General features: G+C 54.6%; 23 protein-coding genes and 6 pseudogenes. 22 read left to right on the top strand and 7 right to left on the bottom strand.

All coding sequences use genetic code 11. From position 1 onward, the window contains the following. Positions 1-679: 679 nt before the first annotated feature. The 4 genes and pseudogenes from C1Y42_RS22965 to mobF form a co-directional block, all read left to right on the top strand. Positions 680-1,180: an antirestriction protein ArdA gene (locus tag C1Y42_RS22965; protein WP_104094470.1), complete on the top strand. Its 501-nt coding sequence runs from the start codon at positions 680-682 to the stop codon at positions 1,178-1,180. 40 nt (positions 1,181-1,220) lie between these two features. Next, positions 1,221-1,376, top strand: a pseudogene (locus C1Y42_RS23785) (hypothetical protein); the annotation flags it as partial. Further along, positions 1,360-2,775, top strand: coding sequence for a type IV secretion system DNA-binding domain-containing protein (locus tag C1Y42_RS22960; RefSeq protein ID WP_104094469.1), 1,416 nt, complete (start codon positions 1,360-1,362; stop codon positions 2,773-2,775). The pseudogene C1Y42_RS23785 and the gene C1Y42_RS22960, both read left to right, overlap by 17 nt. Beyond that, positions 2,772-3,293: pseudogene (gene mobF, locus C1Y42_RS22955) on the top strand (MobF family relaxase); the annotation flags it as partial. The gene C1Y42_RS22960 and the pseudogene mobF, both read left to right, overlap by 4 nt. Here the strand turns inward: mobF and C1Y42_RS22950 are convergent. Further along, positions 3,202-4,179: a hypothetical protein gene (locus C1Y42_RS22950; RefSeq protein WP_104094468.1), complete on the bottom strand. Its 978-nt coding sequence runs from the start codon at positions 4,177-4,179 to the stop codon at positions 3,202-3,204. The pseudogene mobF and the gene C1Y42_RS22950 overlap by 92 nt on opposite strands. A gap of 640 nt (positions 4,180-4,819) precedes the next feature. Here C1Y42_RS22950 and repA point away from each other — a divergent pair. The 7 genes from repA (at position 4,820) to C1Y42_RS22915 (ending at position 11,285) form a co-directional block, all read left to right on the top strand. Beyond that, positions 4,820-5,755, top strand: coding sequence for a plasmid replication initiator RepA (gene repA, locus C1Y42_RS22945; RefSeq protein WP_104094467.1), 936 nt, complete (start codon positions 4,820-4,822; stop codon positions 5,753-5,755). 829 nt (positions 5,756-6,584) lie between these two features. Next, entirely contained in the window at positions 6,585-6,845 is a 261-nt protein-coding gene (locus tag C1Y42_RS22940; RefSeq protein WP_104094466.1) for a DUF2767 family protein, read from the top strand. Between the two features lie 258 nt (positions 6,846-7,103). Further along, positions 7,104-7,601: a hypothetical protein gene (locus C1Y42_RS22935; protein ID WP_088518027.1), complete on the top strand. Its 498-nt coding sequence runs from the start codon at positions 7,104-7,106 to the stop codon at positions 7,599-7,601. A gap of 315 nt (positions 7,602-7,916) precedes the next feature. Continuing rightward, complete coding sequence (locus C1Y42_RS22930; protein WP_104094465.1) at positions 7,917-8,519, top strand: DUF2913 family protein; 603 nt, start codon at positions 7,917-7,919, stop codon at positions 8,517-8,519. 206 nt (positions 8,520-8,725) lie between these two features. Next, on the top strand, positions 8,726-8,953 hold the full coding sequence (locus tag C1Y42_RS22925) for a KTSC domain-containing protein (protein WP_104094464.1): 228 nt from the start codon (positions 8,726-8,728) through the stop codon (positions 8,951-8,953). 469 nt (positions 8,954-9,422) lie between these two features. Continuing rightward, positions 9,423-9,932, top strand: a complete 510-nt coding sequence (locus C1Y42_RS22920; RefSeq protein WP_233209877.1) for a phospholipase D family protein — start codon at positions 9,423-9,425, stop codon at positions 9,930-9,932. 48 nt (positions 9,933-9,980) lie between these two features. Beyond that, positions 9,981-11,285: a DUF1173 family protein gene (locus tag C1Y42_RS22915; RefSeq protein WP_104094462.1), complete on the top strand. Its 1,305-nt coding sequence runs from the start codon at positions 9,981-9,983 to the stop codon at positions 11,283-11,285. Between the two features lie 54 nt (positions 11,286-11,339). On the opposite strand, the gene C1Y42_RS22910 is transcribed toward C1Y42_RS22915, so the two are convergent. Then, on the bottom strand, positions 11,340-11,837 hold the full coding sequence (locus tag C1Y42_RS22910; RefSeq protein ID WP_088516751.1) for a hypothetical protein: 498 nt from the start codon (positions 11,835-11,837) through the stop codon (positions 11,340-11,342). A 148-nt stretch (positions 11,838-11,985) separates the two neighbouring features. Next, positions 11,986-12,630 carry a recombinase family protein gene (locus C1Y42_RS22905; RefSeq protein WP_088516746.1) on the bottom strand — a complete coding sequence of 215 codons (645 nt, stop codon included), beginning with the start codon at positions 12,628-12,630 and terminating at the stop codon, positions 11,986-11,988. Positions 12,631-13,555: 925 nt separating this feature from the next. On the opposite strand from C1Y42_RS22905, the gene C1Y42_RS23940 reads away from it, so the two are divergent. The 8 genes and pseudogenes from C1Y42_RS23940 to C1Y42_RS22870 all read left to right on the top strand — a co-directional run bounded on the left by C1Y42_RS23940 (position 13,556) and on the right by C1Y42_RS22870 (position 17,658). Further along, on the top strand, positions 13,556-13,957 hold the full coding sequence (locus C1Y42_RS23940) for an Abi family protein (RefSeq protein WP_233209878.1): 402 nt from the start codon (positions 13,556-13,558) through the stop codon (positions 13,955-13,957). Further along, positions 13,894-14,352, top strand: coding sequence for an Abi family protein (locus tag C1Y42_RS23935; protein ID WP_370445723.1), 459 nt, complete (start codon positions 13,894-13,896; stop codon positions 14,350-14,352). The genes C1Y42_RS23940 and C1Y42_RS23935 overlap by 64 nt, the downstream gene beginning before the upstream one ends. Before the next feature lie 272 nt (positions 14,353-14,624). Continuing rightward, a complete protein-coding gene (locus C1Y42_RS23520; RefSeq protein WP_146068686.1) occupies positions 14,625-14,957 on the top strand; it encodes a hypothetical protein in 333 nt (110 codons plus the stop codon). A gap of 82 nt (positions 14,958-15,039) precedes the next feature. Continuing rightward, entirely contained in the window at positions 15,040-15,693 is a 654-nt protein-coding gene (locus tag C1Y42_RS22890; protein WP_199189007.1) for a hypothetical protein, read from the top strand. Between the two features lie 34 nt (positions 15,694-15,727). Continuing rightward, a pseudogene (locus C1Y42_RS22885) lies at positions 15,728-16,116 on the top strand (tyrosine-type recombinase/integrase); the annotation flags it as partial. 231 nt (positions 16,117-16,347) lie between these two features. Further along, positions 16,348-16,968 carry a ParA family protein gene (locus tag C1Y42_RS22880; protein WP_104094460.1) on the top strand — a complete coding sequence of 207 codons (621 nt, stop codon included), beginning with the start codon at positions 16,348-16,350 and terminating at the stop codon, positions 16,966-16,968. Between the two features lie 133 nt (positions 16,969-17,101). Further along, complete coding sequence (locus C1Y42_RS22875) at positions 17,102-17,335, top strand: plasmid partition protein ParG (protein WP_104094459.1); 234 nt, start codon at positions 17,102-17,104, stop codon at positions 17,333-17,335. An 83-nt stretch (positions 17,336-17,418) separates the two neighbouring features. Next, positions 17,419-17,658 (top strand): hypothetical protein, encoded by a 240-nt coding sequence (locus C1Y42_RS22870; RefSeq protein WP_104094473.1) that lies wholly within the window; start codon positions 17,419-17,421, stop codon positions 17,656-17,658. 314 nt (positions 17,659-17,972) lie between these two features. Here C1Y42_RS22870 and umuC read toward each other — a convergent pair whose 3' ends face one another. From umuC to C1Y42_RS22850, 3 genes and pseudogenes are all read right to left on the bottom strand, one after another. After that, positions 17,973-19,247: a translesion error-prone DNA polymerase V subunit UmuC gene (gene umuC / locus C1Y42_RS22860; RefSeq protein ID WP_104094472.1), complete on the bottom strand. Its 1,275-nt coding sequence runs from the start codon at positions 19,245-19,247 to the stop codon at positions 17,973-17,975. A gap of 11 nt (positions 19,248-19,258) precedes the next feature. Further along, a pseudogene (gene umuD / locus C1Y42_RS22855) lies at positions 19,259-19,705 on the bottom strand (translesion error-prone DNA polymerase V autoproteolytic subunit); the annotation flags it as partial. A gap of 502 nt (positions 19,706-20,207) precedes the next feature. Further along, positions 20,208-20,882 (bottom strand): SOS response-associated peptidase family protein, encoded by a 675-nt coding sequence (locus C1Y42_RS22850; protein WP_104094457.1) that lies wholly within the window; start codon positions 20,880-20,882, stop codon positions 20,208-20,210. Between the two features lie 54 nt (positions 20,883-20,936). Between C1Y42_RS22850 and C1Y42_RS24020 the strand changes: the two are divergent. Further along, positions 20,937-21,179 (top strand): annotated as a pseudogene (locus tag C1Y42_RS24020) (DNA polymerase III subunit theta). An 860-nt stretch (positions 21,180-22,039) separates the two neighbouring features. Next, positions 22,040-23,032 carry a hypothetical protein gene (locus tag C1Y42_RS22840; RefSeq protein ID WP_104094456.1) on the top strand — a complete coding sequence of 331 codons (993 nt, stop codon included), beginning with the start codon at positions 22,040-22,042 and terminating at the stop codon, positions 23,030-23,032. A 167-nt stretch (positions 23,033-23,199) separates the two neighbouring features. Here the strand turns inward: C1Y42_RS22840 and C1Y42_RS22835 are convergent, their stop codons facing one another. After that, positions 23,200-23,433 (bottom strand): EexN family lipoprotein, encoded by a 234-nt coding sequence (locus C1Y42_RS22835; protein WP_233209879.1) that lies wholly within the window; start codon positions 23,431-23,433, stop codon positions 23,200-23,202. A gap of 232 nt (positions 23,434-23,665) precedes the next feature. Between C1Y42_RS22835 and C1Y42_RS23775 the strand changes: the two are divergent. Continuing rightward, positions 23,666-23,751: pseudogene (locus C1Y42_RS23775) on the top strand (IS66 family insertion sequence element accessory protein TnpB); the annotation flags it as partial.

The following is a 23,751-nucleotide window of genomic DNA, read 5'->3' as shown; positions in this document are numbered from 1 at the left end:
GAAGTGCAGATGCAGGGCTTCAAGTAGCCAGGTCCGGTGTTTCATACGCTAATGTCCATTATAAATGATGGACATTATTGTCACGGAGCCGGAGGGAAACGGACAGACGGTCTATATGAGACGCTTATTCATAATCGGTGCCAGCCCAGCGAATGAAGGGATACTGATTAGGGGGATTGATTTTCTCTTTGCCGGCGAGCTGCACTGATACGCAGCCACCTGAAATAACCAACGAGTGGTTATATTTCAACCATTATTTTTTGTTTCACTGCTACCGCTGTCGGCAGGGGTTTATCCACAGGGTTCCGGCCGGGATATGCACGCCGGTTGTGGACAACGAAGTATTACGATGTTGCTGCGCGCCGCTTTTATCCGCCAGTAGGCGGGGGAAAGGCAGAAAACCCGGCCCGTGCGGTCTGCGGCCAGTGCCGTGCCTTCACTGTAGCCCGATCGCCTTGTGGTCAAGCGCGCCTCCTTCGCCCGTTCGCACTCCCTCTGCCGCGCTTACTTCCGTCGGGCTTCCGCTCAGTTTTCGCGTCAGCGCCGTGCGTAATCACGGCTCCGCTCGCTGGCGCTGCGGCCTCCTCGTCCCGCTTGACCACTGCGTCTCTTCGTCGGGCTGTCATTCAGGCACGGCACAGGCCGGAACTGAGACAACTTTGACTGCGGAGGATTGCTTATGACTTTTAACGGACCAGCGGTATACGTCGGGACTTATCACAAATATAACTGCGGCAGCATATTCGGGAAGTGGTTCGATCTCACGAACTTTGAGGAGAAGGACGAGTTTCATGAAGCCTGCCGCGACCTCCATGCCTCAGAAGACGATCCTGAATTCATGTTTCAGGACTGGGAGGGTATCCCGTCTCAGTTCGTGTCGGAATCTCATATTGACTGGGACTTTATCGCCGCCTGGAAGCAGGCGAAAGAAGAGGGCAGAGAAGCCGCATTTATTGCATGGGCGGACTATTCGGGCGTTTGTGATTTCGACGCGTTTGACGACGCGTACCGGGGAGAAGCGAAAACCGAGGAAGATTATGCTTACGAGTTTGTCGAAGAACATGGCCTGCTGAATGACGTCCCGGAGCCGCTGCGGTCTTATTTCGACTACGAAGCGTATGCGCGTGACCTGTTCAGCAGCAGTCTGGTATTGCATGACGGTTTTGTGTTCAGTAACTGATGATTTCGGCAGGGCTGGCCCTGCCGTAAATGAGAATAAAATGAAACTGTCACCGCAAACCCGCGACATTCTTCGCCAGTATAAGGCCCTGATAAACGAGCGCCGGCGAGTCAGTGGCCAGAGAGAACTCAGGACAGAAGAAGTTGTGGATGAAATCTGCCATTACATGACCTGTCAGTGTGCCGTGTATATCGGTGACCGACGCGCAGTACGACAGCAGCTGGCTGTTTATCTCCACCACAGCCCGCCACCGCAAGGCAGTGCGCCCGCTGATATCCATGTGGCTGTCGCTGGCCACCCTGCTGCTGCAGAGCATGGGGGAGAACAGCGACCGTCGCGTGTGGTTCGTCGGCGATGAGATTGCCAGCCTGCAGAAGATACCGGAGTTCAACGAAACGCTGGCCGAAGCGCGCAAGTTCGGCGGCTGCTTCGTGCTGGGTATCCAGAACATCCCGCAGCTGGTGCACATCTACGGCCGCGAGATGGCCAAAGCCATCTTTGACCTGCTCAACACCCGCGCCTACGGCCGCTCGCCGAGCGCCGAGGTGGCCAAAATGGTGGAAGAGGAGCTGGGCCATCAGCGCCGGCGCGAGGCGCGCGAACAGAACAGCTACGGCCTCGACCAGATTCGGGACGGTATCTCCATCAGCAGGGACAAGGTCAACGAGCCCATCGTGGACTACGACCAGATTATGAAGATGCCCAACCTGCGCTTTTACGTACGCCTGCCGGGCGAATACCCGGTGGTGAAGCTGAGCCTGAAGTACCGCAAACAGAAGAAATATCATCCGGCGCTGATGGAGCGCGACTTCCGTGACCGGCTGAGTCCCGAACTCGAGCGCATCATCGAAAATAACGAGCGCAGCGCCCGGGCGGCGGACATTTCGTTCCCGACCGGAGAGGAGTGGCTGGAAGGGGAGGACCGCGCTTCCGCGCCCGCTCCGGTTAAACCTGCGGCTGCCTCGCCGTCCGCCGCGCCGGCAGAAGCTGACGTCCCCGTGACGACGCCGGAGCCGGCTACCGTGAGAGAGGGGAAGCCGTCTGTCGCACCGGGCCAGCCTGCTGTTCCCGCTACGCCTGCCCCCGACATAAGCGCATCGTCAGGGTCTTCTAACGTGCGACCGTTCCCGCGCCGCGAAGTAGTTCCGCGCGTCACTACGGTTCCGGCTGAATCATCCACACCTGCCATTGTTCCGGAGGGCGGTACCGCCACAGCACCGTCGAAAACCATCAGGGTTGTTCCTACGCCGGCACCGGCCAGGAAAGAGGCGGGTTCGCCGCTTTCTCCACTGGAGAGGATGAGAAGGCTCCAGAACAGCACATCAGGTAATGCAGGAACCGACAGCGAAGCCCCCGCGGGTGAAGCCCCCGAACTGCACATGCAGATGGAAAAAGACGACGGGGGCCGGCTGACCGTGCGGCACATCAGCCCGCGTAAAACCGAACAGCAACGTGAGGAGGAGCGCGCCGCACAGCACGGCGACGCCAACGAGCGTATGGCCGACGACGAAAAAAACATCCTGCGACACCGCGACGACTACGCGGCGTACCAGGAGATGAGTGACAGCCTGGACCCGGGAGGGTATGAACGATGATGACCGTTGCTCCGGTGGCCTCTGCCGCCGACGCTGCCGGCTACTACAGCAGCAAGGATAACTACTACTTTATGGACGACATGCCCACCCAGTGGCTGGGGGAAGGCGCGCGCGAGCTGGGGCTGGAAGGCCCGGTCGATCTCGATACTTTCACCGGAATTCTGCACGGCAGCCTCCCCAACGGTGTGGTACTGGGTAAGGACGTTCAGGGTGCACACGTGCACCGCCCCGGTCATGACTTTACCTTCTCGGCACCCAAGAGCGTCTCAATGCTGATCCTCGCCGGCGGCGATAAACGCCTGCTGGAGGCGCACCACGATGCGGTGAAAGAAACGCTGGCCATCATGGAACAGATGGTGAGCGCGCGCGATACGAAGGACGGCGTCACGCGCATCACGCCAACCGGGAAAATGGTCGCTGCGCTGTTCACGCACGACACTTCGCGTAACCTCGACCCGCAGATCCATACTCACGCAGTGGTGGCCAACGTGACGGAGCTGGACGGGAAGTGGAAAGCCGGTCTTTGAGCGCCGGTGATTTGGCAAAGCTGAGTGCGCGCTCGGCTGAACTGGTCAGTACACTGACCTCGCGCCCCTGTTCACGTGACATTGTCACCAGTTCTTCTGTTACCGCACGCAGACGGCCGACTGAGGCCGGTGCGCTGATGATAACGGCGGGCGCCCGGGCCACGTGCTCAAGGTGCCCGGGAACCGGACTGCCGGTGAGGCTGAAACTGACCACCCTGTTCTCTTTCAGAATATCCGCCGCCAGCGACTGCACCGACAGCTCATCCAGCAGGTGAATGTGCGAGGTAAATACACCCTTATCACCGTCGAGAGGCACGAGCAGGTTGTCATGAATCGCCTGATCCAGCGCCCTGCGCAGGTCCGGAATGCTGTTCTGCAGCTCACCGGCGTTGTGTGCGGTCAGCAGGATGTCCCCATAGGTAAACCGCGTTTTGTTGTCGCTCAGCACGGAAATGGCGGTGCGGACCGCCTCCATCGCCTGCACTGGCGCGTCCTGCACCTCACCGGCATCAGGCCGGGATTTTTCACGCTCGCGGGCTTCATTCATGACGCCCTGAAGATCAAAACCGACGTCGTCCATCTGCCGCTGCCAGCGATCGCGCAGACGGGCCCGTCCGTCTGCGGTTTCCGGCTTAGCGATCGGCTCCTCCTGCTCCCGGACTGCGGATTTTAACGTCGCCTCAGTGCCTGCTTCAGGGACTCTGCCAGACGTATTCACAGCCAGCTCTGGTGAGGCGGGCGGTTCCTGCCGGGTGCGTAACGGTGCCATTTCGTCTGCGCCATACTGACTGATATCCTGCTTGCGCTGGCGCGTATCCAGCGCTGCCACGTCGCGGCTTTTCAGTGAAGCGTCTTCGCCTGCGCGCGTATCGGCCATCCCGCCAGAACCTTTACCCCCTGACGGCCACGTCGTTCAGGCTGTTCGTTCCTCGCGCCGCTGCGGTACGCCTCAGCCTGAACGCCCTGCCCGTCGCCTGAATGGCGATCGTCCGCGATCGTTCCGCTGAATAATGAAAAATTACCCGTCCCCCGTGCTCTCAGTCGTTTCAGCGTCCCGCCAGGCGCAGAACTGCGTTAAGCCACAACCGCAGTTGTGATGACGGTCACGGTAAAATTTATCGGTGAACTTTTTTTATCCATACGATTCGTGCTATGTGCAATCTGTGCTGGATTTAACCGGTTGAGATGGGTATTCTTTTCAGAATTCGCCGGGAGGCGATCCTTTTTAGATCCTTGTCGAATACTGTGGTGGTTGATGACGGGGATGTGCGAAAACCTGTGGCCGGACATGCGCGGCGCGGGCAGAATTGAACCGGATGGGACGTATCCGTTAAAACGTCCAGGGTACGGAGCGCGGCATTTACCGGGCTCTGAATGCAAAAACCCCCTGACTCTGCTTAATCAACTTGGCGGAAGATTCAGAATCAGGGGGTCCAAAAGCAGGCGCTGCGCCTGCAAAGGATTATAACGCATGCAGTTCATAAGACAACCCCTGTCCGCCATAAGTTCAGGACAGGGTGAATGACCAGATTTTAATCGGGTTAAACGACCCGACCTCCAGACCTGACGGGCGCCATCGCGGCGATCACGCCGTCACCTGCAAATGTCCTGAGCCCGTCTGGTTCGCGCCGCAGAACTATCGACCGCTGCCGGGTGAGTTCGGCCACGCCATGCGCCGGCTCGTCGTGAAAGACCGGGCCACCGGCCAGCTGCGCCTGCGCCAGCGGATCTCACGCAATCCGTATTTCGTCAGGCTGCGCCACGCGGCCGGCCGCGAGCGCGACTTCCGGCCGGAGCGCCGCGCGCTGATTGACGCGATCATTCCATTGCTGATACAGCGCGCTGATATAGCCACCTGGGTAGTCACCGTTAACGTTGGCAGTCTCGCAGAAGAGCTCAGCCCGAAAGATGATAACGGCGACGTCATACCCGGCACCCGGGTCGAGCCGTGCCGGCTGTCGCGCCTTTTTCCGGAGCTGGCGCGATACGGGCTGCTGGAGATGCCTTCGCTTGAGTGGGACCCGGTTGAGAAATTCTGGATGCCGCGCCATATCGTGCTCACCGATCGTTTCTGGCAGCTGTGCGGCGTCAATATGGATAAGCTGTATGTCCAGCGTAACGAGCGCCTTGTAGCTGAAGCGGAGGGCATTATCGAACCGGGTACGCATGAATCGGTGCGCGCCGCCCGCCAGCGCTGGTATGAGAACATGCGCATGGCCACGCTGCTGAAGCGGCGTGAAAAGGCCGTGAAAGAGAAGCGCCGCAAAAAGCTGGGCAAACTTCCGCTCGACGAGCGCCGTACGGCGATGGCCAGCTGGCTTATCCGGACGCTGCCGAACCACGAGCTGATGAACACCGACGCGGAGGCCTTTGACCGCCTGGTGTGGCAGAACCTGAACCAGCTGGAGCTCGGCCTCGGCTACGAGCCGGCCCCGCCCGACGTCGTCCACTGACGAACACCTGCGAATTTTACCGCCTTAACTGGCGGTAAAGGCGTTTGTGCCGCAGATAAAATCGCGCATTTCCGGCCCGCCGCGGCATCCGTTTTCCCGCAAAATATCCCTCATTCGCGCTGCTCTCCGGTCGCGGAATTTTTTATCCACACTTACCCGCAATCGTAAAGCGTGACTTACCTGCAAACAGATCTGAAATTACCCGCAAAACATTCCTGACTTACGTCAGAAAGAATTAATCAGAAAAGATAAATAAGGTGTTCATGCCGGCATTCTGCGGAAATAAATAAGGCCTTCGCTTACAGCGGCCGTAAACGTCCGCGCCGCTCAGAATTTGAAGCACCTCCCGCTGACGCGGGCCCCTTCTGAGCAGTTAGTTACAACAGACAAAGAATTCACTGTAATCAGCCAGTTCTGAACCATCCAGCCCCTCTCAGGCCGGACCCGCGCCGTACCTGAAGCCCGGTTGCCCCCACTGACCAGCCCCGGCCGCCCGGCCCGGAGGGCCGGAACTGCAGTGGCTGATAAATGGATGCTGTAACTACAGAGTCTGAGCTGCTTTATGGCCGGAGGCCCGCGGTATCTTTCTTTCGTCTCCGACCATCTGACTGATAAGCTGCTGACAGGCCGCTGCTTAAACGGCGTCGATCAGGGCGGGGTTGGGCTTTCGCCACCATCGGCCCTGTAACCGGCTCTGCCGGGCTAACGGCGCCAGCTGGCATCTGAGCAGTCCTGAACGGTTTCTGGCGCCTCCATGCCGCTCACGCGGCATTCACAGGACGGGCTGCGCACTGCTCGCCCGTCCGGCTACGTCTGAGAGGTAAGTGCGATGCAGATGACTCAACAGCAGCACGGGGAGCTGGAGAGGGTTTACACCATGATCGGCGCCGTCGTCATGGCCATGGCCGGCGACGGTCTTGAAACCACGCGGCTGCGGATTGCCGGCTTTATCCGCGGAGAACTGGCCAGAACGCAGGCATGGTCGCCGGAGATGGAAACGGCCATGCTGAGTGCGATCGAGACGCTGGAAATCTATCCTGACCAGGAGGTCGTGGAGAGGCACCGCGATGGCGGCGACTGGGCTCTCTGAGGGCTGATGACGTCCTGAAATACCGAATATCAGGGCCAGTTTATTCTGTGGCGCTGTAACCGGCTCCGGCTCACTGCGCCCGATGGCATCAGCGCCGTCCTGAATTCTTTCTGACGCCTCCATGCCGCTCATGCGGCATTCAGGGGCCGGCTGCGCACTGCTTGCCTGCTTCTATCAAAATCCTCGTTATAAATGGTATCAAGCCACGCATAATTCAGCCGATATACTGAACAGATCCCACATAGAAACAGGAATAAAATGAAACTATTAACCAGCTTAACTCTGGCTGCAGCTGTTCTTTTGACAGGCTGTGCAACAAAACCGCAATCTTCTGCTCCCCTCTATCTGAAAACGGAAATGCAGTCTCCTGTTTCCGGAAAAGCAGGATATACAGATCCGGTACTTAGCTACATTAAGGAGGATAAAATCCGTCACATCCGCCTCTATCCGTTGTTGCCTCTTCCGGGTAAACAATTCCACGATGCGCTGGAAAGAAAATTTAACGCGACCACTCTTTATATCGATCTTGTTAAAAATAATGAGGGTTACAAAGCAGAAATCTCCGGGGAAATCAACTATTACGATACCCAAAGATATGTGAACGGCAAACTGGTAGGCGACGTCATTGAATCAGTTCCGGTTCCTCCAGTGACTGTTCAGCTTAACTCTGAAAAGAGTGTAAATATTGAGCTGCCAAGAGGTATTCGGTTTACTGCGCAAATCACTGACGATGTTTTTTCTGATTTTAAACAATGAGTAAAGGCACTTACATATGCCGCTGACGCGGCATAGAGGGCGGGCTGCACACTGCCCGTCAGTCCTCAAATGGGGGCTGATGCTCAACAAATCGTAAACTGCCGCGGAGGATTCCGGATACCAGGACCGCTCTCATTACGCCTGCTCCCGCCCTGATTTGCGGGACTGAAAATCTGCGGAGCCAGCCGGATAAAGTCAGGCCGTGCTGCTGAACCTCCTTCCGGCTCCGCCGGGTTTTCTCAGGCCTGATGATGTCATAAAATGCCGTATTTCAGGGCCATTTTTTCATGTGGTCCGGCATGAAGGACGCGGCTTATGAATAACGACAACGTGAACGTCAGTCACCTGGCGTGGTGCGGCCTGATTGCGCTGCATACCGCCCGCCGCGACGGGATCGTGACTTCACCTGCACAGGACAACCTGTTTCTGACCCGCTGGCTGGCCACCGCCGAAAAGCAGCGTCGCTTTCCCCGGGCGCTGGCGAGCGACATCAGCTGGCTGCTGAAAGAGGGCCGGGAGAAGGGCCTGCGCGCCGACCTGCCCGGCAAGCTCGACTACCTGTGGCGCGCCGGCAACGGCAACCTGCAGGCGCAGAACGACCTGTTCCGGCTCCAGCACGCCCTGCACGCCGTGAAGCTCACCGGCTGGATTTATATGGTGCTGTCAGAAAACGAATGGAGCGGCCGCCGCCAGCTGCGGCTCAGCCCGTCAGTTTCCGGTATTTACCTCCGGCGCAGCGCACTGGATAACGGCTTTGACGAACGCGGACGGCAGCACAGCCCCCTGGACGCGCGCATCACCGGCGACCTGGCCGCGCTGGATAAGCTGCTGCAGCGTTCGGGCTGGCGACGCGAGGCGGCCGGAGGTTCTGATGAACATCAGCATCTTCTCCTCGCGGACGGATTCAGTGCAGCGTGAAGGCAGGACGGAAAGCTGACGAACTTCTCAGACTACAGTGAACCTGCGCGCCAGCTCAGGTTTCACGGCGGGCGGCCGGTAACAACACCCACGTAATCTGAATAATAAATCGTCTGATTTTACTCCCTGAACGGGGCGCTGACCGGCGGCACCCCGCTTTTTCGGACGGCGGCCACGTGAGCGATGGCCCTGACAGGAGCCACACCATGAACAGGCATGAAGTGACGTCTCAGCTGTTTCGCAGCGCGGGCTACGATCCGACCACCGGCGTGCCGGAGCTGGAGTGCCGGAACGGCGCGTGCCGGCGCTGGCTCGCGGTGCCGGCAAAGGTGTATCAGGCCTTCTGCGCGGCCGCGGATGGCGACGCATTTTTCAGGAGCAACATCGGGGGGCGCTATATTTCCCTCCGGGGCAGCCTGCGGCGCGGCGTCTGACGCCATCATCTGCGCCCAGGCATCATAGTCTTCCGCGGCCTGCTGCCGCCAGCGACGCACCGGTGCCCGGCGTTCAGCGCGCGCCCGGTAGCCGCAGCGCCGCTCGCGGGCCGCCCGGATCAGGGTCTCCTGCACCCACGTCCAGAACGCGCGGCCCGTGTGCGGCGTCACAGGGTAGCCCGCTTTTTTCATGATTTTCCGGGCGACGTTTTCGCTCCAGCTGCGGATGAGCGAAAAGGCGCCGTGGATATCGCCGCGTGACGTCATGATATTTAATTCGTGAAATTCATTCATATTATCTGCTCCCTGACACGTAACTGTTATCGTCAGATTACGGAATATCTTCAGCTCTGATTTTATATTTATAATATATTCATATTAACATGTTTATATTAATGGCTTTCAGGTGTTAAAATATTTTAACATTATTTTATGGCGGTGAAGGATAATGAAAAAACAGGCTTTAATCATGACGGCATTACTGACCCTTCCCGTTATTCACGGGGCGGAGGCCTCCGTAACGGCCGGCTTTTCGCCCGGGGGCTCGGCGCTGGATCTGATACTGCAGTTCACCGGCAGCGCGCGTCAGAGCGCCGACGTGGCGGCCTATGATTTCACCAGCCGGCCGGTGGCACAGGCGCTGTCAGCGGCCGTTGCGCGGGGCGTTAAGGTCCGGCTGGTCGCCGATGAAAAGAAAAGCCGGGACCGCTGGTCTCTTGTCAGCCAGCTCGCGTGCGCTGGCGTGGACGTGCGCCTTAACGGCATGTACAGCATCATGCACAACAAGTTTATTGTGGCCGACGGCAGTGCGGTGGAAACCGGCTCATTTAATTACACGTCTTCTGCTGAAAAAAGAAATGCGGAGAACGCGATGGTGATTAAAGACGAACCTGATATTGCCCGGCAGTATCAGGCTGAATTTAACCGGTTGTGGAATGAATCCTCACCGGTAATCTGCCCGGCAGCCGGCCTGAATTAAAATCACGCAGGTCGCATATTCAGCGTTCTTTACGGAAAGGGGTTTGTGATGGCGGCAAAGAAAACGTATCGGGTCCGGTTCACCGGGCTGCGGGGCTCGCGGGAATGCGGTGCGGATTTCCGTAGCGCTGAGCCGGAGCAGTGGCAGCGCTGGCTGAAGCACGCGCGTGACAACAAGGCCACCACGGTGGTCACCTGCCTGTGCCATCCCCCGGAGGAAGAGGCGCAGCGCCGGCGCCTGAAAGTGCATCTTTCACAGAAAACAGACCAGTGCTGGCTCGCCTCATGGGCTTTCTCCGGGCACGAACACGCGCCAGACTGCCGCTTTTACTCCGTCTGGCCTGATGAGCGACAGGCTGCCATCTATGCCCCTGACGTGGTCAAAGCGGCGGCGGATGGCCGGCTTGTGGTCCGTCTGCCCACCGGCCTGCAGAAGAAAGACGTTCCTGATAAAACCCGTGATGCGCCTCCGGCCGGTGCCGGACCGGGGAGGCGGCGCCGGCAGCCCTCGATGCGCCTGCTGGGGCTGCTCCACCTGCTCTGGGAACAGTCCGGCATCAACGTCTGGCATCCTGCATTCGATAAAAAGAAACGCTCGCCGGGCTGGGTGAGCTGGCGCCTGAATGAGACTGCAGCGCGCATCCACATCGGCCGGATCCCGCTGCAGCAGTCGCTGATGCTGATGGCCATGAAGGATTCGCCGCAGGTCGCGCAGAACCGCCAGATTGCGAAGGACGCCGGCAGGGGCGCACGTCGCCTCATCCTGATCTCGCAGCTGGCCGCCTGGAGCGACGCGGCCGATGAGCGGCTGCAGACCACGCTGCCGCTGGGGCTGTTTTTCGGTTTCCCTGACCTGGTGCTGCCGGAGGACGTGCGCCTGCGCCTGGAGAGGAGCTTTTGCCGCGAGCTGGGCGACTGGCGCCGGGGCATGAAGGTCGTGGTCATCGTGGAAACGGAGCCGCCAGAAACGACATTCAGGCACGTAGACGGGCGCAACCGGCCGTCCAGCTGCAGTACCGTTATCGACGTGGCGCTGATGACGGTCAGCCCCCGCTTCATTCCGCTGGATTCAGGCTATGAGGGAATGGTCGAAGACCGGCTGTGGCAGGAAAAACGTGCCTTCATTAAGCCGCTGCGCTACGACGGTGAGGATGATGTATTCCCGGATTTCGTGCTTAAGGACGTACCCGGCGTGGATGCGCTGCCGGTGGAAGTCTTCGGCATGAACACGCCGGAGTATCAGCTGCGCAGGCAGCAGAAGACGGCCTATTACGATGCGGAATACGGTAAGGGAAACTGGTGGTACTGGAACGCTACTGAGCATTCTGAAATGCCCGCACTTCCTCCCCGGTGAGCCTCGCTGCGGAAATGTATATCAGATCAGACAAAGAGCAACTTTACAGAACGGTCACATCGTTGTTTCTCTGGTTGTCCATCTTGCCTCAATTCCTTTAGCATTCAGGGCAGCTGCAATACGCTCTGACTGTTCACGACTGGCCACGGGGAAGCTGACGGGATGTGGTTCAAACCATACCATCACAGAATGAGTCATATTCAGTGAGGTATAAAGCGGACGGGACTCAATTGCAGGCGCTATCTCATTACGGCCGTTCAGTTCAGGTACTGCGCTGAAAATGCCGGTAAGGTAATCATCAAGGCATTCGATAAAGGCAGGACGTACTGTTAACAGTTCGGGATTGTCTTCTGAACTGTTCCACTGCTTTGCCTGTCTTCTCAGACTGTCCAGAAGCGATAACGATTCATAAGGTATCTTTTTCCCGGTACTTCCCCCCCTAATCGCGGACTCCAGCTGGTTTATCCTGAAAGACTGTTGCCTGATTTTCCTCATCATATAAATGCACAGCAGCAACATGGCCACAAACGCACTGCCCAGTAAGATGATCATGTCTGTATCCTCTCAGCTATACAACCTGGTTTAAGCGAGCCCAATCGTGAGTGGGTTTTAATGTTCGAAACTGTTCCCATGCATAGTATTACAAAAGCCCTTAACGTGAGTTTTCGTTCCACTGAGCATCAAACCCCGATTTCTGGTGTCATTTATTCTCAGCTCCTTTGGATTCAGCAGAATTTTCTTTATGAATGGCCCATATCCGTTTGACCTGACTTATGCTGCACCCTGCGAGAGTTGCTGTACGCGCAATCGTCATACCGGACTCGCGAAGCGCAATGATGCGCTCATGCGTTTTGGGTTCCGGCCTGCGCCCTTTATACTTACCTGAAGCCTTCGCCAGTTCAACGCCCTGCCGTTGCCTTTCACGACGGGTCTCGTAGTCGTCCCGTGCGGTCTGAAGGGCGACCTTAAGCAGCATGTCCTGAACGGACTCAAGTACGATTCTGGCCACGCCGTCCTGGCTGACGGCCAGCTCGGACAGGTCCACGATGCCGGGTATAGCCAGTTTCGCTCCTTTAGCCTTAATCGAGCCAATCAGTTTCTCAGCCTCTGTAAGGGGAAGACGACTGATGCGGTCAATCTTTTCGGCCACAACCACCTCTCCGGGCTGCAGGTCGGCAATCATGCGCTGAAGTTCAGGGCGGTCAGCTCTGGCACCTGAAGCCTTCTCTTTATAGACGCCGGCGACATAAAAACCCCTGCCACGGGCATCTTCAATAATGCTGTTCTGCCGGGTCAGTTCCTGTTCATCCGTACTGACGCGAAGATAAATACGTGCAATCTGCATAGGTTCAGCGGTCCCTCCTCTTAACGTAAATAATCCCTGAGCGCTTCCCGGTCGCCGTTGTCTTCAGGCAAGTCGCTCACAGTGCGCATGAGCGGAGGGAGTGAAATTCTCTGTACGTCGTCCCCTGGATATTTATGTCGCCCCGTACACTGATTTCAATGTGAGCGTCTGGGCTGAGAAACGCAATTTTCTCTGCATGCTCAACCTCGGTAGTGCAGATGCGCAACCATTCCGGCTCTTCCGCAAGCAGAACGTCATACAGCATCAGGTTAACGTCATTAACAGTGGCCACATGTACAACGCGTTCCACCCTGCCCGAAAAAGTTTTCGTTTTTGTCACCGGCATACATCACCCTTTTTTTTCAGGTCTTGCACTGGTCATTTTGAGTATACTTAAATTGTCCTGTTGGTTTTAACAGGACAATAATAGCAATATGCGGTTTAAATTGGCTATGTCTTTATTGGCTATTCAAAATGTCCTTTTTAAAAATAACCTTGTTTTTTGCATGGTGTTAGCGTCTAAAATATAGTTTATATCGTTATGATTTCGTTGGTTATGGTTTTTTGGGTGCCTAATTGATCAGATTAGGATATCTGCGCCATCCATTACATTTAGAGCTATCAAATAGTGCGCAATTATTTAATTGGCGATCTTTTTGCATTTAACCATATCACCCCCCCCTTCGTTGGCATCGCGTACCTGACTGGCCAATGTATTGATTGACATACACCTATGATTTGTATGGTTTCTCGATGTTAATGGCTTAGTCATGGTGATGTCCTGCTAGGAGACAAATTGATCATTTTTGATTAAATGAGGTTGACGTATTCGTCAGCAAGAGTAGTATTAGAGTCAATGATGCCTGCAACAACCCTTAGGGGAAGTTAGTGGGCTTTTTTTTTGCCTACTCAGGGATGATGCTGCATGCCAACAACCCTATACAGCAAGCCTTATCGTACTCCGGCAGATCTTATTAATGACCTTAAGGCTAAGAAACTAGAATTTTTAGATGAGGCTGAGGCTGAAAATACCCTCAGTTTGATAAGTTACTATCATTTCAAAATCTACCTTCATCCTTTATTAGATCCAGTAAGTCCCGGTGGAAAGCATTACAGGAAGGATGAATATTTTGAGTATGGAGTAGAGCTGTACCGTTTTGACGAGAAGCTTCGTGTATTGCTATTTGGCATCATTGCTCGTCTAGAGGTTAAACTCAGGAGTAGGCTTGATCACGCACTATCTGCTTATTCAAATAATCCCTTCTGGTATCTGGACGACAGATATTTTTATACAAAGAAAGGCACCGGTTACATATTGACGCTATAGACCACAGCTATTTTCGTCAACTGCCTGCTCCGAACAATGCTCTGCTTGATAACCTTGCTAAAGAGTTCGGTGCTAATGATTTTAAGATTCTAACCAACTGGGTTCGCCGCCTCCGTGACGTACGGAATAGGTGTGCGCATCACAGCCGATTGTGGAACGCAAAACTTGCGGTTCCGAGTCAAATAGGTGCTGAAATCACTATCACTGAAGCTCATCAATACCGCCCTTATCTTACGGTATGTGTTTTGCGCAAAATGATTAAATCTCTAGGTATCAGTGATATTAATCTTAAGGCTGAAATCCTAAACCTTTTTTCTGGCAGTCATGCAGCTCAACTCTATATGTCTGATACTGGTTTCCCAAAAGGTTGGGACAATGATCCTTTCTGGAACTAGCTGATACTTCCGCCTACACGGGGACTATTAGTCCCCGTATTTAAATGAGCAGTTAGAACCGGAACTTCTCTCCCCGGCGGCGCATGCTATGCTCCCGCTAAAGCCGTAAATCAGGCAGAAAGCGGATCCACCGGATGCCGCCTTACGTTAATTGCAGGTTGGTAATATCACCTGTGGTATGTTTCCGGCCTTTACTGAATGCAGGGTAACTATCACAGAGGGTTTTGCCATTACCGTTAATTTTTGCATCAGAAATTATAAGGTGGGTTGCAGTGAATCTGATCGACAGTCACACGATGGACGACATTGCTGCCCTCACGCGGGGCGTGTACCGGCTGCGCGAACTCTGGCTCAGGGAAACGCGGATCGCCGGAGGAACGTGGCAGGCGGCGCAGGTGCGGCGCGAGATCGTCACCGGCGGCGGGCGGGTGATCTGTACCCTTAGCGGCGACGGCGGCCTTGTGCCGGGGTTGCATCCGCGCCGGCGGTTCAGGGGGACGCGGGCAGCCCCGAAATCATGCACGCCGGGGATGCCGGCGTCCGGCTGGAGCGGCTTGACGCGCACCGCGACAGGATGCTGGCGCAGGCCGCCCTCCCGGGGCTGAGCCGCGACGGCGATCGCGCCCGCTGAACCTGCCGGTTCCGGATGGCAGGCGGGAAAACACAACAGAGCAGGAGCACAGGGGTATGGATGGCGGGATTTCGGTTTGGGTGCCGGTTATCAGCGCGGGCGCCGGTATTGCAGGCGCGCTGTGCAGCCAGTGGCTGTCGCATATATTTATTACACGTCGTGAAAAGCGGGCATCAGAAGAAAAGCTGAACCGGGAGCGGTACTTCATCGCCACCGAGCTGGTCTTTTTACTGGAAAGGTTCAGTGAGGGCTGCGTTCCTGTCGCATCAGATGCAGGGAAACCTGATGAACAGCAGGGGGGCTGGTATGCCGAAACAGACTTCCCGTCATTTGATTTTACAGAGGTCAGCGGAGACTGGCGGTCCCTGCCCCAGCGTCTGATTTACCAGTTACGCGAGCTGTTTATTCAGCAGGAAGAAGCAAAGCGGATTATTCATAGCGCCTTCGAATTTGACGATCCGCTGGAGCCCACGGAAGGTTTTTTTACCCGGCAGTATCAGGCGACGCGTCTCGGACTTCGCGCGCTCATACTGGCTACGCGCCTTCGTAAAGTTTGTGGCATGCCAAACGCTCAGCTTCTTCGCGGCCCTAGTTCGGCAGGAGACTTACTGTGGCTGCTGTGGCGTAAACACCATCAAACTCAGGTCGCGCACCTCATCCAGACAAAGCTTTTCTGGGAAAATGTTCAGAGTCAGTTAAAGGAGTCATAAACATGGCCACAACGTTAAACAGGATGTCTGCGATGTGACCGGCCTCATCTCTTACGGGAACACCACACCGCCCGCACACCTGCCGGTGGCCAAAGACTACCCGGCCGCGCTGGTCGACGACCTTCCGAAGTACCTGCTGGCGCCGGAGGTCAGCGCCCTGCTCCACTCATGCCAGATCTGCGCCGCAAGATGCTGTTCACCACGCTGTGGAACACCGGCGCGCGCATCATCGAGGCGCTGGCGCTCACCCGGGGAGACTTTCTGCTGCGCCAGCCGTACCCGTTTGTGCAGCTGGCCACGCTCAAGCAGCGCGAGGTAAAGGCGGATCTCCGCGCAGGACGCCTGCCTGCCGGCGTGGTGCCCCACCGCCAGGTGCAGATGTCCGGCGCGCAGTGCGTTAACCAGCTTGAGATGATACTCGCCCTGCATCTTCAAAATATCATTTGAGTAAACTCTCATATGTGTTTTTACTCAAGTGAGTAGAATGAGGTTGCCATACTTCTTTTTTATCAATAACATAGGAATGTTTTTTTTGAGTGTGTACTCATTTGTGTTTTTGAGTTAATGTGTAAAATATCTTTATTCATGCGCTTTAAGTCTCTATACTCATTTACTCACAGCTTCATTTGAGTTTTAACGTAGGGATTATCTAACATGAAGGTTATTTCTTTTCTGAACCCAAAAGGTGGTTCTGGTAAGACGACTGCTGTTATCAATGTCAGCACTGCTATGGCCAGAAGCGGGTACAATATTGCTGTAGTTGATACAGACCCACAGATGAGTCTGACAAACTGGAGTAAGTCTGACAAAGCAGTATTCGATGTATATACAGCTGCCTCAGAAAAAGATGTCTACGGAATCCGCAAAGATCTTGCTGAGTATGATTACGTTATCGTCGACGGTGCTGGTTCGCTTTCCGTAATCACCTCCGCTGCCGTGATGGTCAGCGATCTTGTCATAATTCCTGTTACCCCAAGTCCTTTAGATTTCTCTGCAGCTGGCAGTGTAGTTACGGTGCTTGAAGCGCAAGCATACAGCCGGAAAGTTGAAGCCCGTTTCCTGATCACTCGAAAAATTGAGCAGGCAACCATGCTCAATGTTCTTAAAGAAAGCATTAAGGATACAGGCGTTAAATGTTTTCGCACTGCAATAACTCAGCGACAGGTGTATGTGAAATCAATCCTCGATGGCGACAGTGTGTTTGAATCCAATGATGGTGCAGCGAAGGGTGAAATAGAAATCCTTACAAAAGAGATAGTTAGTAGTGTTGAGTGATTGAGTATTTACACATATGAGTGTTAATGATACTCATGTGCTCAATTACTCATTTGACTAAAGCTTTCGATGCTCAGATACTCAGATACTCAGATACTCAGATACTCAGTGAAATTTTTCCGTGGAGAGTCACATGGCGCTTGAAAAGGCTCATAGCAGCAGTAATAAGAAAATGACTTTTGGTGAAAACAGGGATCTTAAAAATGTTGTCACCACTCCAGTTGTGACTGGAAAAGCTAAGCGTGTAAACGTCAATTTTGATGAGGAAAAGCACCTAAGATTCAAGGCTGCTTGCGCCAGAAAAGGTACTTCTATAACAGACGTAATCAACTTCCTTGTTGATGACTGGCTTAAAGAGAACGAATAAAAGCGATCCCCTGATTAATCTGCTGGCTATAAAGTTGCAAGCCATTTGAGAAGATGTTGGGGGCACTGAATCTGAAGGTCACAATGAACAGACTGATCAATTTAATTTTGGGATTTATGGGGCTTAGAAAGCTCGATGGAAAAGACAAAAAAAGTGCTGCTGAATGGGGATTCCTGCTGAGTGCGGTATTTATCGTGCCGCTCTTCTTCCTGCCGCACGCCAGCGAGTTGATAAAAATCGGCCTGCAGCTGCTGTGGGGCGCTTGCGTGTCGCGTGCGGCATTCATGGCCAATGATACCTGGAAGAAAAACAGCTCACGCTGAAGAATACAGCAAAAAAAAGGGCACAAAGATGGGAATACAGGGTCTATTGCAGCAGGCGCGCGGGTATGGAGTAAACCTGCATGAGTATAGTCAGTCAGCCGACATGTTTAAGGGGAGGTACCGCCGGCGTTGCCCTGCTTTTGAAGACTGGATTCGTCAGCTTTCAAGTGGTGACAAGTTGCCACGCGGTAGTTATTTCCGCGGTAAGAAACCCGGCAAGCCTCTGTATATTGTGGATGAATTCTGGCATCGGTTTTCCTGAGAGGGCAGGTTGACGGCAGGCATCAGGTCCAGCTTCAGCTGCCTGCGCCTGGCTATTCAACGCGCGCTACGGGGATGTCGCTCCAGCGCGTTGTCCACGCCGGGGATAGCATTTCCCGCTTCATTTTCCATTCCGTATTCACTCCCTGACGTGCAAACCACAAGTTGCCAAGACCGGACTGGTTGATACCGTCAAGCACCTTCATCAGCTGCGCGCTGTTCGCCCGCGGCGTATCCTCATCGAACAGGTTCAGCTGACTGACGCCGTTGGGCGTGAAGTCATCGAGCATTATGCCGGCCTTCATGCAGCGCCGCCCGTCAAGCCAGATGCGGTTGAGCGATCGCATAGCCACCCCGATCACGTCCCGCGTATCCTGCGTGGGTATGGTGAGGTTTTCGCCGGCGCTGTTGCCGTAAAAGACTTCTCCCTGCGCATGCGGCGAGGTCCGGATAAAAACGCTGATGCGCCGGCAGAACTGGCGCTCTTTTCGCAGTTTTTCCGCCGCCCGGGTAGCGTACTGACACAGCGCTTCCTGCATGGCCACTTTTGTCGTAATGCGCTCCCCAAAGGAGCGGCTGCAGACGATCTGCTGTTTCGCCGGCGCAAACTCCTCAAGGGGAATGCACGATTCACCGTTGAGCTCGCGAACGGTGCGCTCAAGCACCACGCTGAAGTTCTTTCGGATGAGGGCAGGGTGCGCGCGCGCCAGCTGCAGAGCATTTTCGATACCCATCAGGTTGAGTCTTTTGCCGATGCGCCGGCCAACGCCCCATATCTCTTCAACGGGCTGGTTTTCCAGCAGCGTTGCGGTGCGCTTCGGATTGCCCGGCGTCAGCGCCAGCACTCCCCGGAATTGCGGCCACTCCTTGCTGGCCCACTGCGCCGATTTTGCCAGGGTTTTGGTCGGCCCCATACCCACGCCGACGGTCAGGCCTGTAGTGGCCAGCACGTGCGCGCGCAGGCGCCGGCCGAAGTGCTCATAGTCCTCGCAGCCATCGATGCCGGTCAGGTCCAGGAACATTTCGTCAATGGAATATTGCTCGACGCGGGGCGTGATCTCTTCAAGCACAGTCATTACTCTCTGGCTAAGGCTATGATAAAGCGCATAATTTGAGCTGAACACATGCACACACTCGGCAAATTCCTGCCCCTTTATCTGGAACCACGGGGCGCCCATTTTTATGCCGAGTTTTTTGGCGCCGGCGCTGCGTGCGATGACGCAGCCGTCGTTGTTACTCAGCACGACCACCGGCCTGCCGCGCAGGTCTGGGCGGAACAGCGCCTCGCAGCTGGCGTAAAAGGAGTTAACGTCGGCCAGGCCAAACATGGGCATGACCACCTCCGGCGGGCACGGGTGCTGTTAAAGAACCAGGTAACAACGCCAAGCAGCTGCAGCTCCTCCGGGTAGATCACCGGGTAGGACGGGTTCATGGGCAACAGAGCGAGCCTGGGCTGCAGCTGCAGGCGCTTTACCGTAAACTCGCCGTTGACCTCGGCAATTACGATATCGCCGTGAGCCGCTTGCTCGGCGCGGTCAACCACCATGACGTCGCCGTCACAGAGGCCCAGGTCCCGCATGCTGTTGCCGCTGGCGCGCACGAAGAAGGTTGATGCACGCCGGCGGATACACAGTTCATTCAGATCGAGCTCTTTCTCGACGTAATCCTGCGCAGGGGAGGGAAAGCCGGCGGCGCAAGGATCGGCATAAAGCGGTACCCGGACCCGGGGCGTAAAAATGGGGGGCCAGAGGAGCGTCAGGCCGGCGGTACAGCTGACCGAGTTCATAATCTGATGCCCTTGCCATGCTTCAGTGTGACTGCGAAAGAGCTGAGTAAATCGCGCATAAAATTCCTCCCGTTATTTTGCTGTTTATACATACAGTGTTATTGAGGCAGAATTGTCTGGCAAGAGGGAGCGAAACGGGTTGGCGCAGAAGCGAAGCCATCTGACTGACCTGCCGGAAAATTTTTATGAAGGTCGGCCTGGCTGATGCTGAGCAGCGCCACTATGCTCAGGTCAGGGCCGGCAGACGTGGAGAGGCGTTTCCGGTTATACCGTAACAGCCCGGCGCTCTGTGGCCGGGCTGGTTTTGTTGAAATGCATAAAAAGCGCATTGTGCGTAAGCAGTCAATACCGGCATCGGTGGAATGACGCTTCCTCGACACGACTGTTCGTTCCTCGCGCTGCTGCGGTACGCCTCAGCCGTGACTGCGGCGAGCGTTGGGGGCTGGCGCAAACAGCAAAGCACTTCCAGGGTGATTTGCAGACGAGTGCAATGACTGTTAGATCAGTTGCTGTCAGTTGTCTGAACAAGCTCCGGACCCTGGTTATGAACGTTGCCCACCTTTGTGGTGACCGGATGCCAGGTAAAAGCGGACTCAGGAAGTGCGCTGTCATGTGCGATCTCAGCTGCACGCGCCGGCGAAGTGTCATTACTCAGCCATTCCCGGACCGCGTCTGCAGTCAGGACCAGTGGACGGCGGTCATGTATGTCTACCATGCCCTGATTGCTGGCTGCGGTGACGATAACAAAGCCCTCCCGGCCGTGTTCCCTATCAATGGGGGGGTTCCCGATGGCCGCGAAAAACAGCGGCTGCCTCTCACGGTGGTAAATGAAATATGGCTGTTTTCCGGCACCGTTTCTTTGCCACTCAAACCAGCCATCTGCAGGCACGATGGCCCGGCCGTGTTCCCACAGCGGTTTAAACATGCGACCTGATGCGGCAGTTTCACTGCGGGCATTGATGAGTGGTTGTTTATCCCACCATTCGGGCCCGTAGCCCCAGTACACCGGATCGAACTTCAGCTCTCCGTCACGCTCACTGAGTAACAGAACTTTTGTGGCTGGCGCCACGTTGTACCGCCCAATTGGCTCCGGATCGCGGGTTAATTCCTCCGGGCCAATCCCCAGCGCTTCAAAATAGTCATCCCTGCTGCTGTACTGCGCAAATCGTCCACACATAAGCACCTCCTGCTATTCAGCATAGGCGGTATACTGTTATCCGGAGGAATCATCATGTCATATAACCTTGCAGCCCGGACCCGGGAAGAGCGCGACAGAGTTAATGTGGATTTAGCTGCGTCAGGCGTGGCCTACAAAGAGCGACTGAACCAGCCGGTAATACCTGCAGAAGTTGAGCGGCAGTAGCCAGAAGAAATGCGTGAATACTTCCGGGAGCGCCTGAAATTTTACCGGCAAGAAGCGCTGAAGTTCCCGCGAGGCAGCGATCCTGTTTATCAGAAGGAACCTGAGAAATAGCTGCTTCATTGAGCGAAAATCGGAGACTGGCTTGAAGACAGAGGTGTCATTTTTGGGCCTGAACTACGCCACTCTGAGCTCAGTGTAATAGCAAAAATCAAAACTTTGCTGGCGCAGAATCCGGTACGGGGAAACCCGCACTCATCGAAGTATAACCTAACGGGCCGGACGGGGCGGGTGCAGAACAACGCCCGAGGGAAGATGTATCGCCCCGTCCGGAACAACATATGGTAGCACTGTCAGCTGCAGTCATTACAAGATGATGTAGTGCCCTGCCTGCTGCAGAGCAGTAGCTTGTAAGGAAAGGGGTTTTATCGAATGTGAGTGAACTGAAAAGCATTAATCCACTTTGTGCCATGAGCGGGGTTTCAAGTGGTTTCGCCAAGTTTGTACAATGATGGCAGACTTTCCTACTCTTTTACTGCGAGAAAATAAATTTTTATTTCAAAGACTTAAGGGTAGTAGAGTTTCTTGGAAATGATATATGAGTATCTGGCAAACAAGGATATCTATACTCTTATCCAAGAGTTTACTACTTACTTTGTACTCTGAAAGTACTCAATGGTTGCATTAATAGTATACTATTGCGTAACGAAGATTCGTGACGTATATTTACTGCAACTCATTTTTATATAACTACCTTCAGGTACTAGATTATGACTCCCGCACAAGCTAAACAGAAGCAGCATAAACGCTACAATGCTGTAGCAGTGCAGGTTGCGCTTGGTCGTGCTGGGTACCAACCTGCAGTCAAAAGTCGATTCAGCAAGTCAGCCAGCAACAAGTTTGCCCATAAGATCGCTTTTGCCTGACAATGAACTTTGTTGCAAAATAAACCATCATCCACTGATGGTTTTTTTATGTCTATTCAAAATGTTATCCCCCCTTACGAGCAGGTGTACCTGCTAAATCAGCAACTGATCTGCAACGCAGATCAGTTCAAGCATGCGGTGATCACTGTGGGCGGCCAAGCCGTTCAATACTGGATATCCTATTATCATGCTCAATACGGCGACAAGTTGCCTGATGAGCGTCTTACTACCTCTGTGGACTGCGACTACAGCGCCCGAAGAGACGATATTGCAGCCATAGCTGAAACGCTCAACGTAAAGGCGTGGGAAAACAAGGACGGTCAACCACCATCTCTAGCTAAATTCATGCTTATCGATCAGGACACTCATGATATTAAACGAGATGATAATCGTTTGTTTGCTGTGCCGGATGCGCCTGACGAGCCAAATGTAGTGGATATTATCGACCATCCTGGAGGCTTTGAACGCTCTGATTTTCTGGGGAGCAAGCTTTACCTCCATACCACCCCGTTTTATGTGGAAGCAACCGGCCCAGATATCCCGGAAATGAACGAAAAAGTCAGGGTGTTAAATCCCATAGCCTGTATGCGCTCACGATTCAGTAACCTCATTGATTTGCGTCGTGATCCTGAAATTGAGATCGCCAGAATCAACGCGCTTAAAATTCCATGTTACTACTTTCTTATCGAGGCGTTTGATGGTGAGCCGTTTAAGATTGCTCGGAAAATGTTTATGGAACTCTGGCAACTGGCGGGCAGTGAAAATTGTCTTCGTCAGCAAGCATTCTGGCACATCTGGCAGGGACCGTTGTTAGAGAAGCAGCAAAGTAACAACATTACATTGTTAGACGTATTGGAAAAAGTGCACCAGTTTCTGGTAGGGCATCTGGATGACTTTGATATCCCGGAAGCCTTTGTCACCAAAGATTTGCCACGCAAACTTACGCAACTTAGTGGCCGATTTGAGCGCTATATTGCGCTCAACAACGAACAGGCGATGAGAGGACGCAGAGGATATGAACGTAACCGCCGTGATGATTAGTTATAGTACATCACCATTAACTCACTAATCATCTCATAGATTATCCGCCTAATTCTGCTCATCGCTAATAGCGGACACAACCCTGCGTCAGTTTAATTCATGAATGTCGGAAAACCAGACTGTCTCGAAAAGGGCGAAAAAAAGTCTGGTGGCGGTCTGCCGGGCTCCTACCAACTCTTTTCCGGACTTTTTGTGAAGGAGCCTCCGAGGACTGTGGCATCAATAGCGTTGCGACAGTCTTCTGTGCCGCGCGGATCGGAAGCTTTCCTGCATTCCTCATATTTAGCGGTCCGCTCTTTATCGTGCGCTTTATACCACTCAAGACTTTTAGCGCCCGCATCGCAACCGGTAAGCAGTACGGCGGTCAGCAGGCCAAGTAAAAGTAGTCCCTTTTTCATCATATTTTCCTTTTGGTAAGTGAATCGCGACAACAATTATAAACCGGGAGCGCGTATTGATACATGGTTAGAAATAATAGGAATTTTGCCGAACCCGGCATTTGGCTCTAACTGTTCGCGGGATTATGTTTCAGCTCTGCTGCATCATAATCGTAAGCGTCTCATATAGACCGTCTGTCCGTTTCCCTCCGGCTCCGTGACAATAATGTCCATCATTTATAATGGACATTAGCGTATGAAACACCGGACCTGGCTACTTGAAGCCCTGCATCTGCACTTCGACGAGAATTTAGCCCGGGTCGAGGCCGGACGCCGTCTGGG

The sequence above is a fragment of the Pantoea sp. ICBG 985 genome, assembly GCF_002928365.1.
In the GTDB taxonomy this organism is placed as follows: Bacteria; Pseudomonadota; Gammaproteobacteria; order Enterobacterales; family Enterobacteriaceae; genus Pantoea; species Pantoea dispersa.
This window is presented reverse-complemented; position numbering and strand designations above follow the sequence as displayed.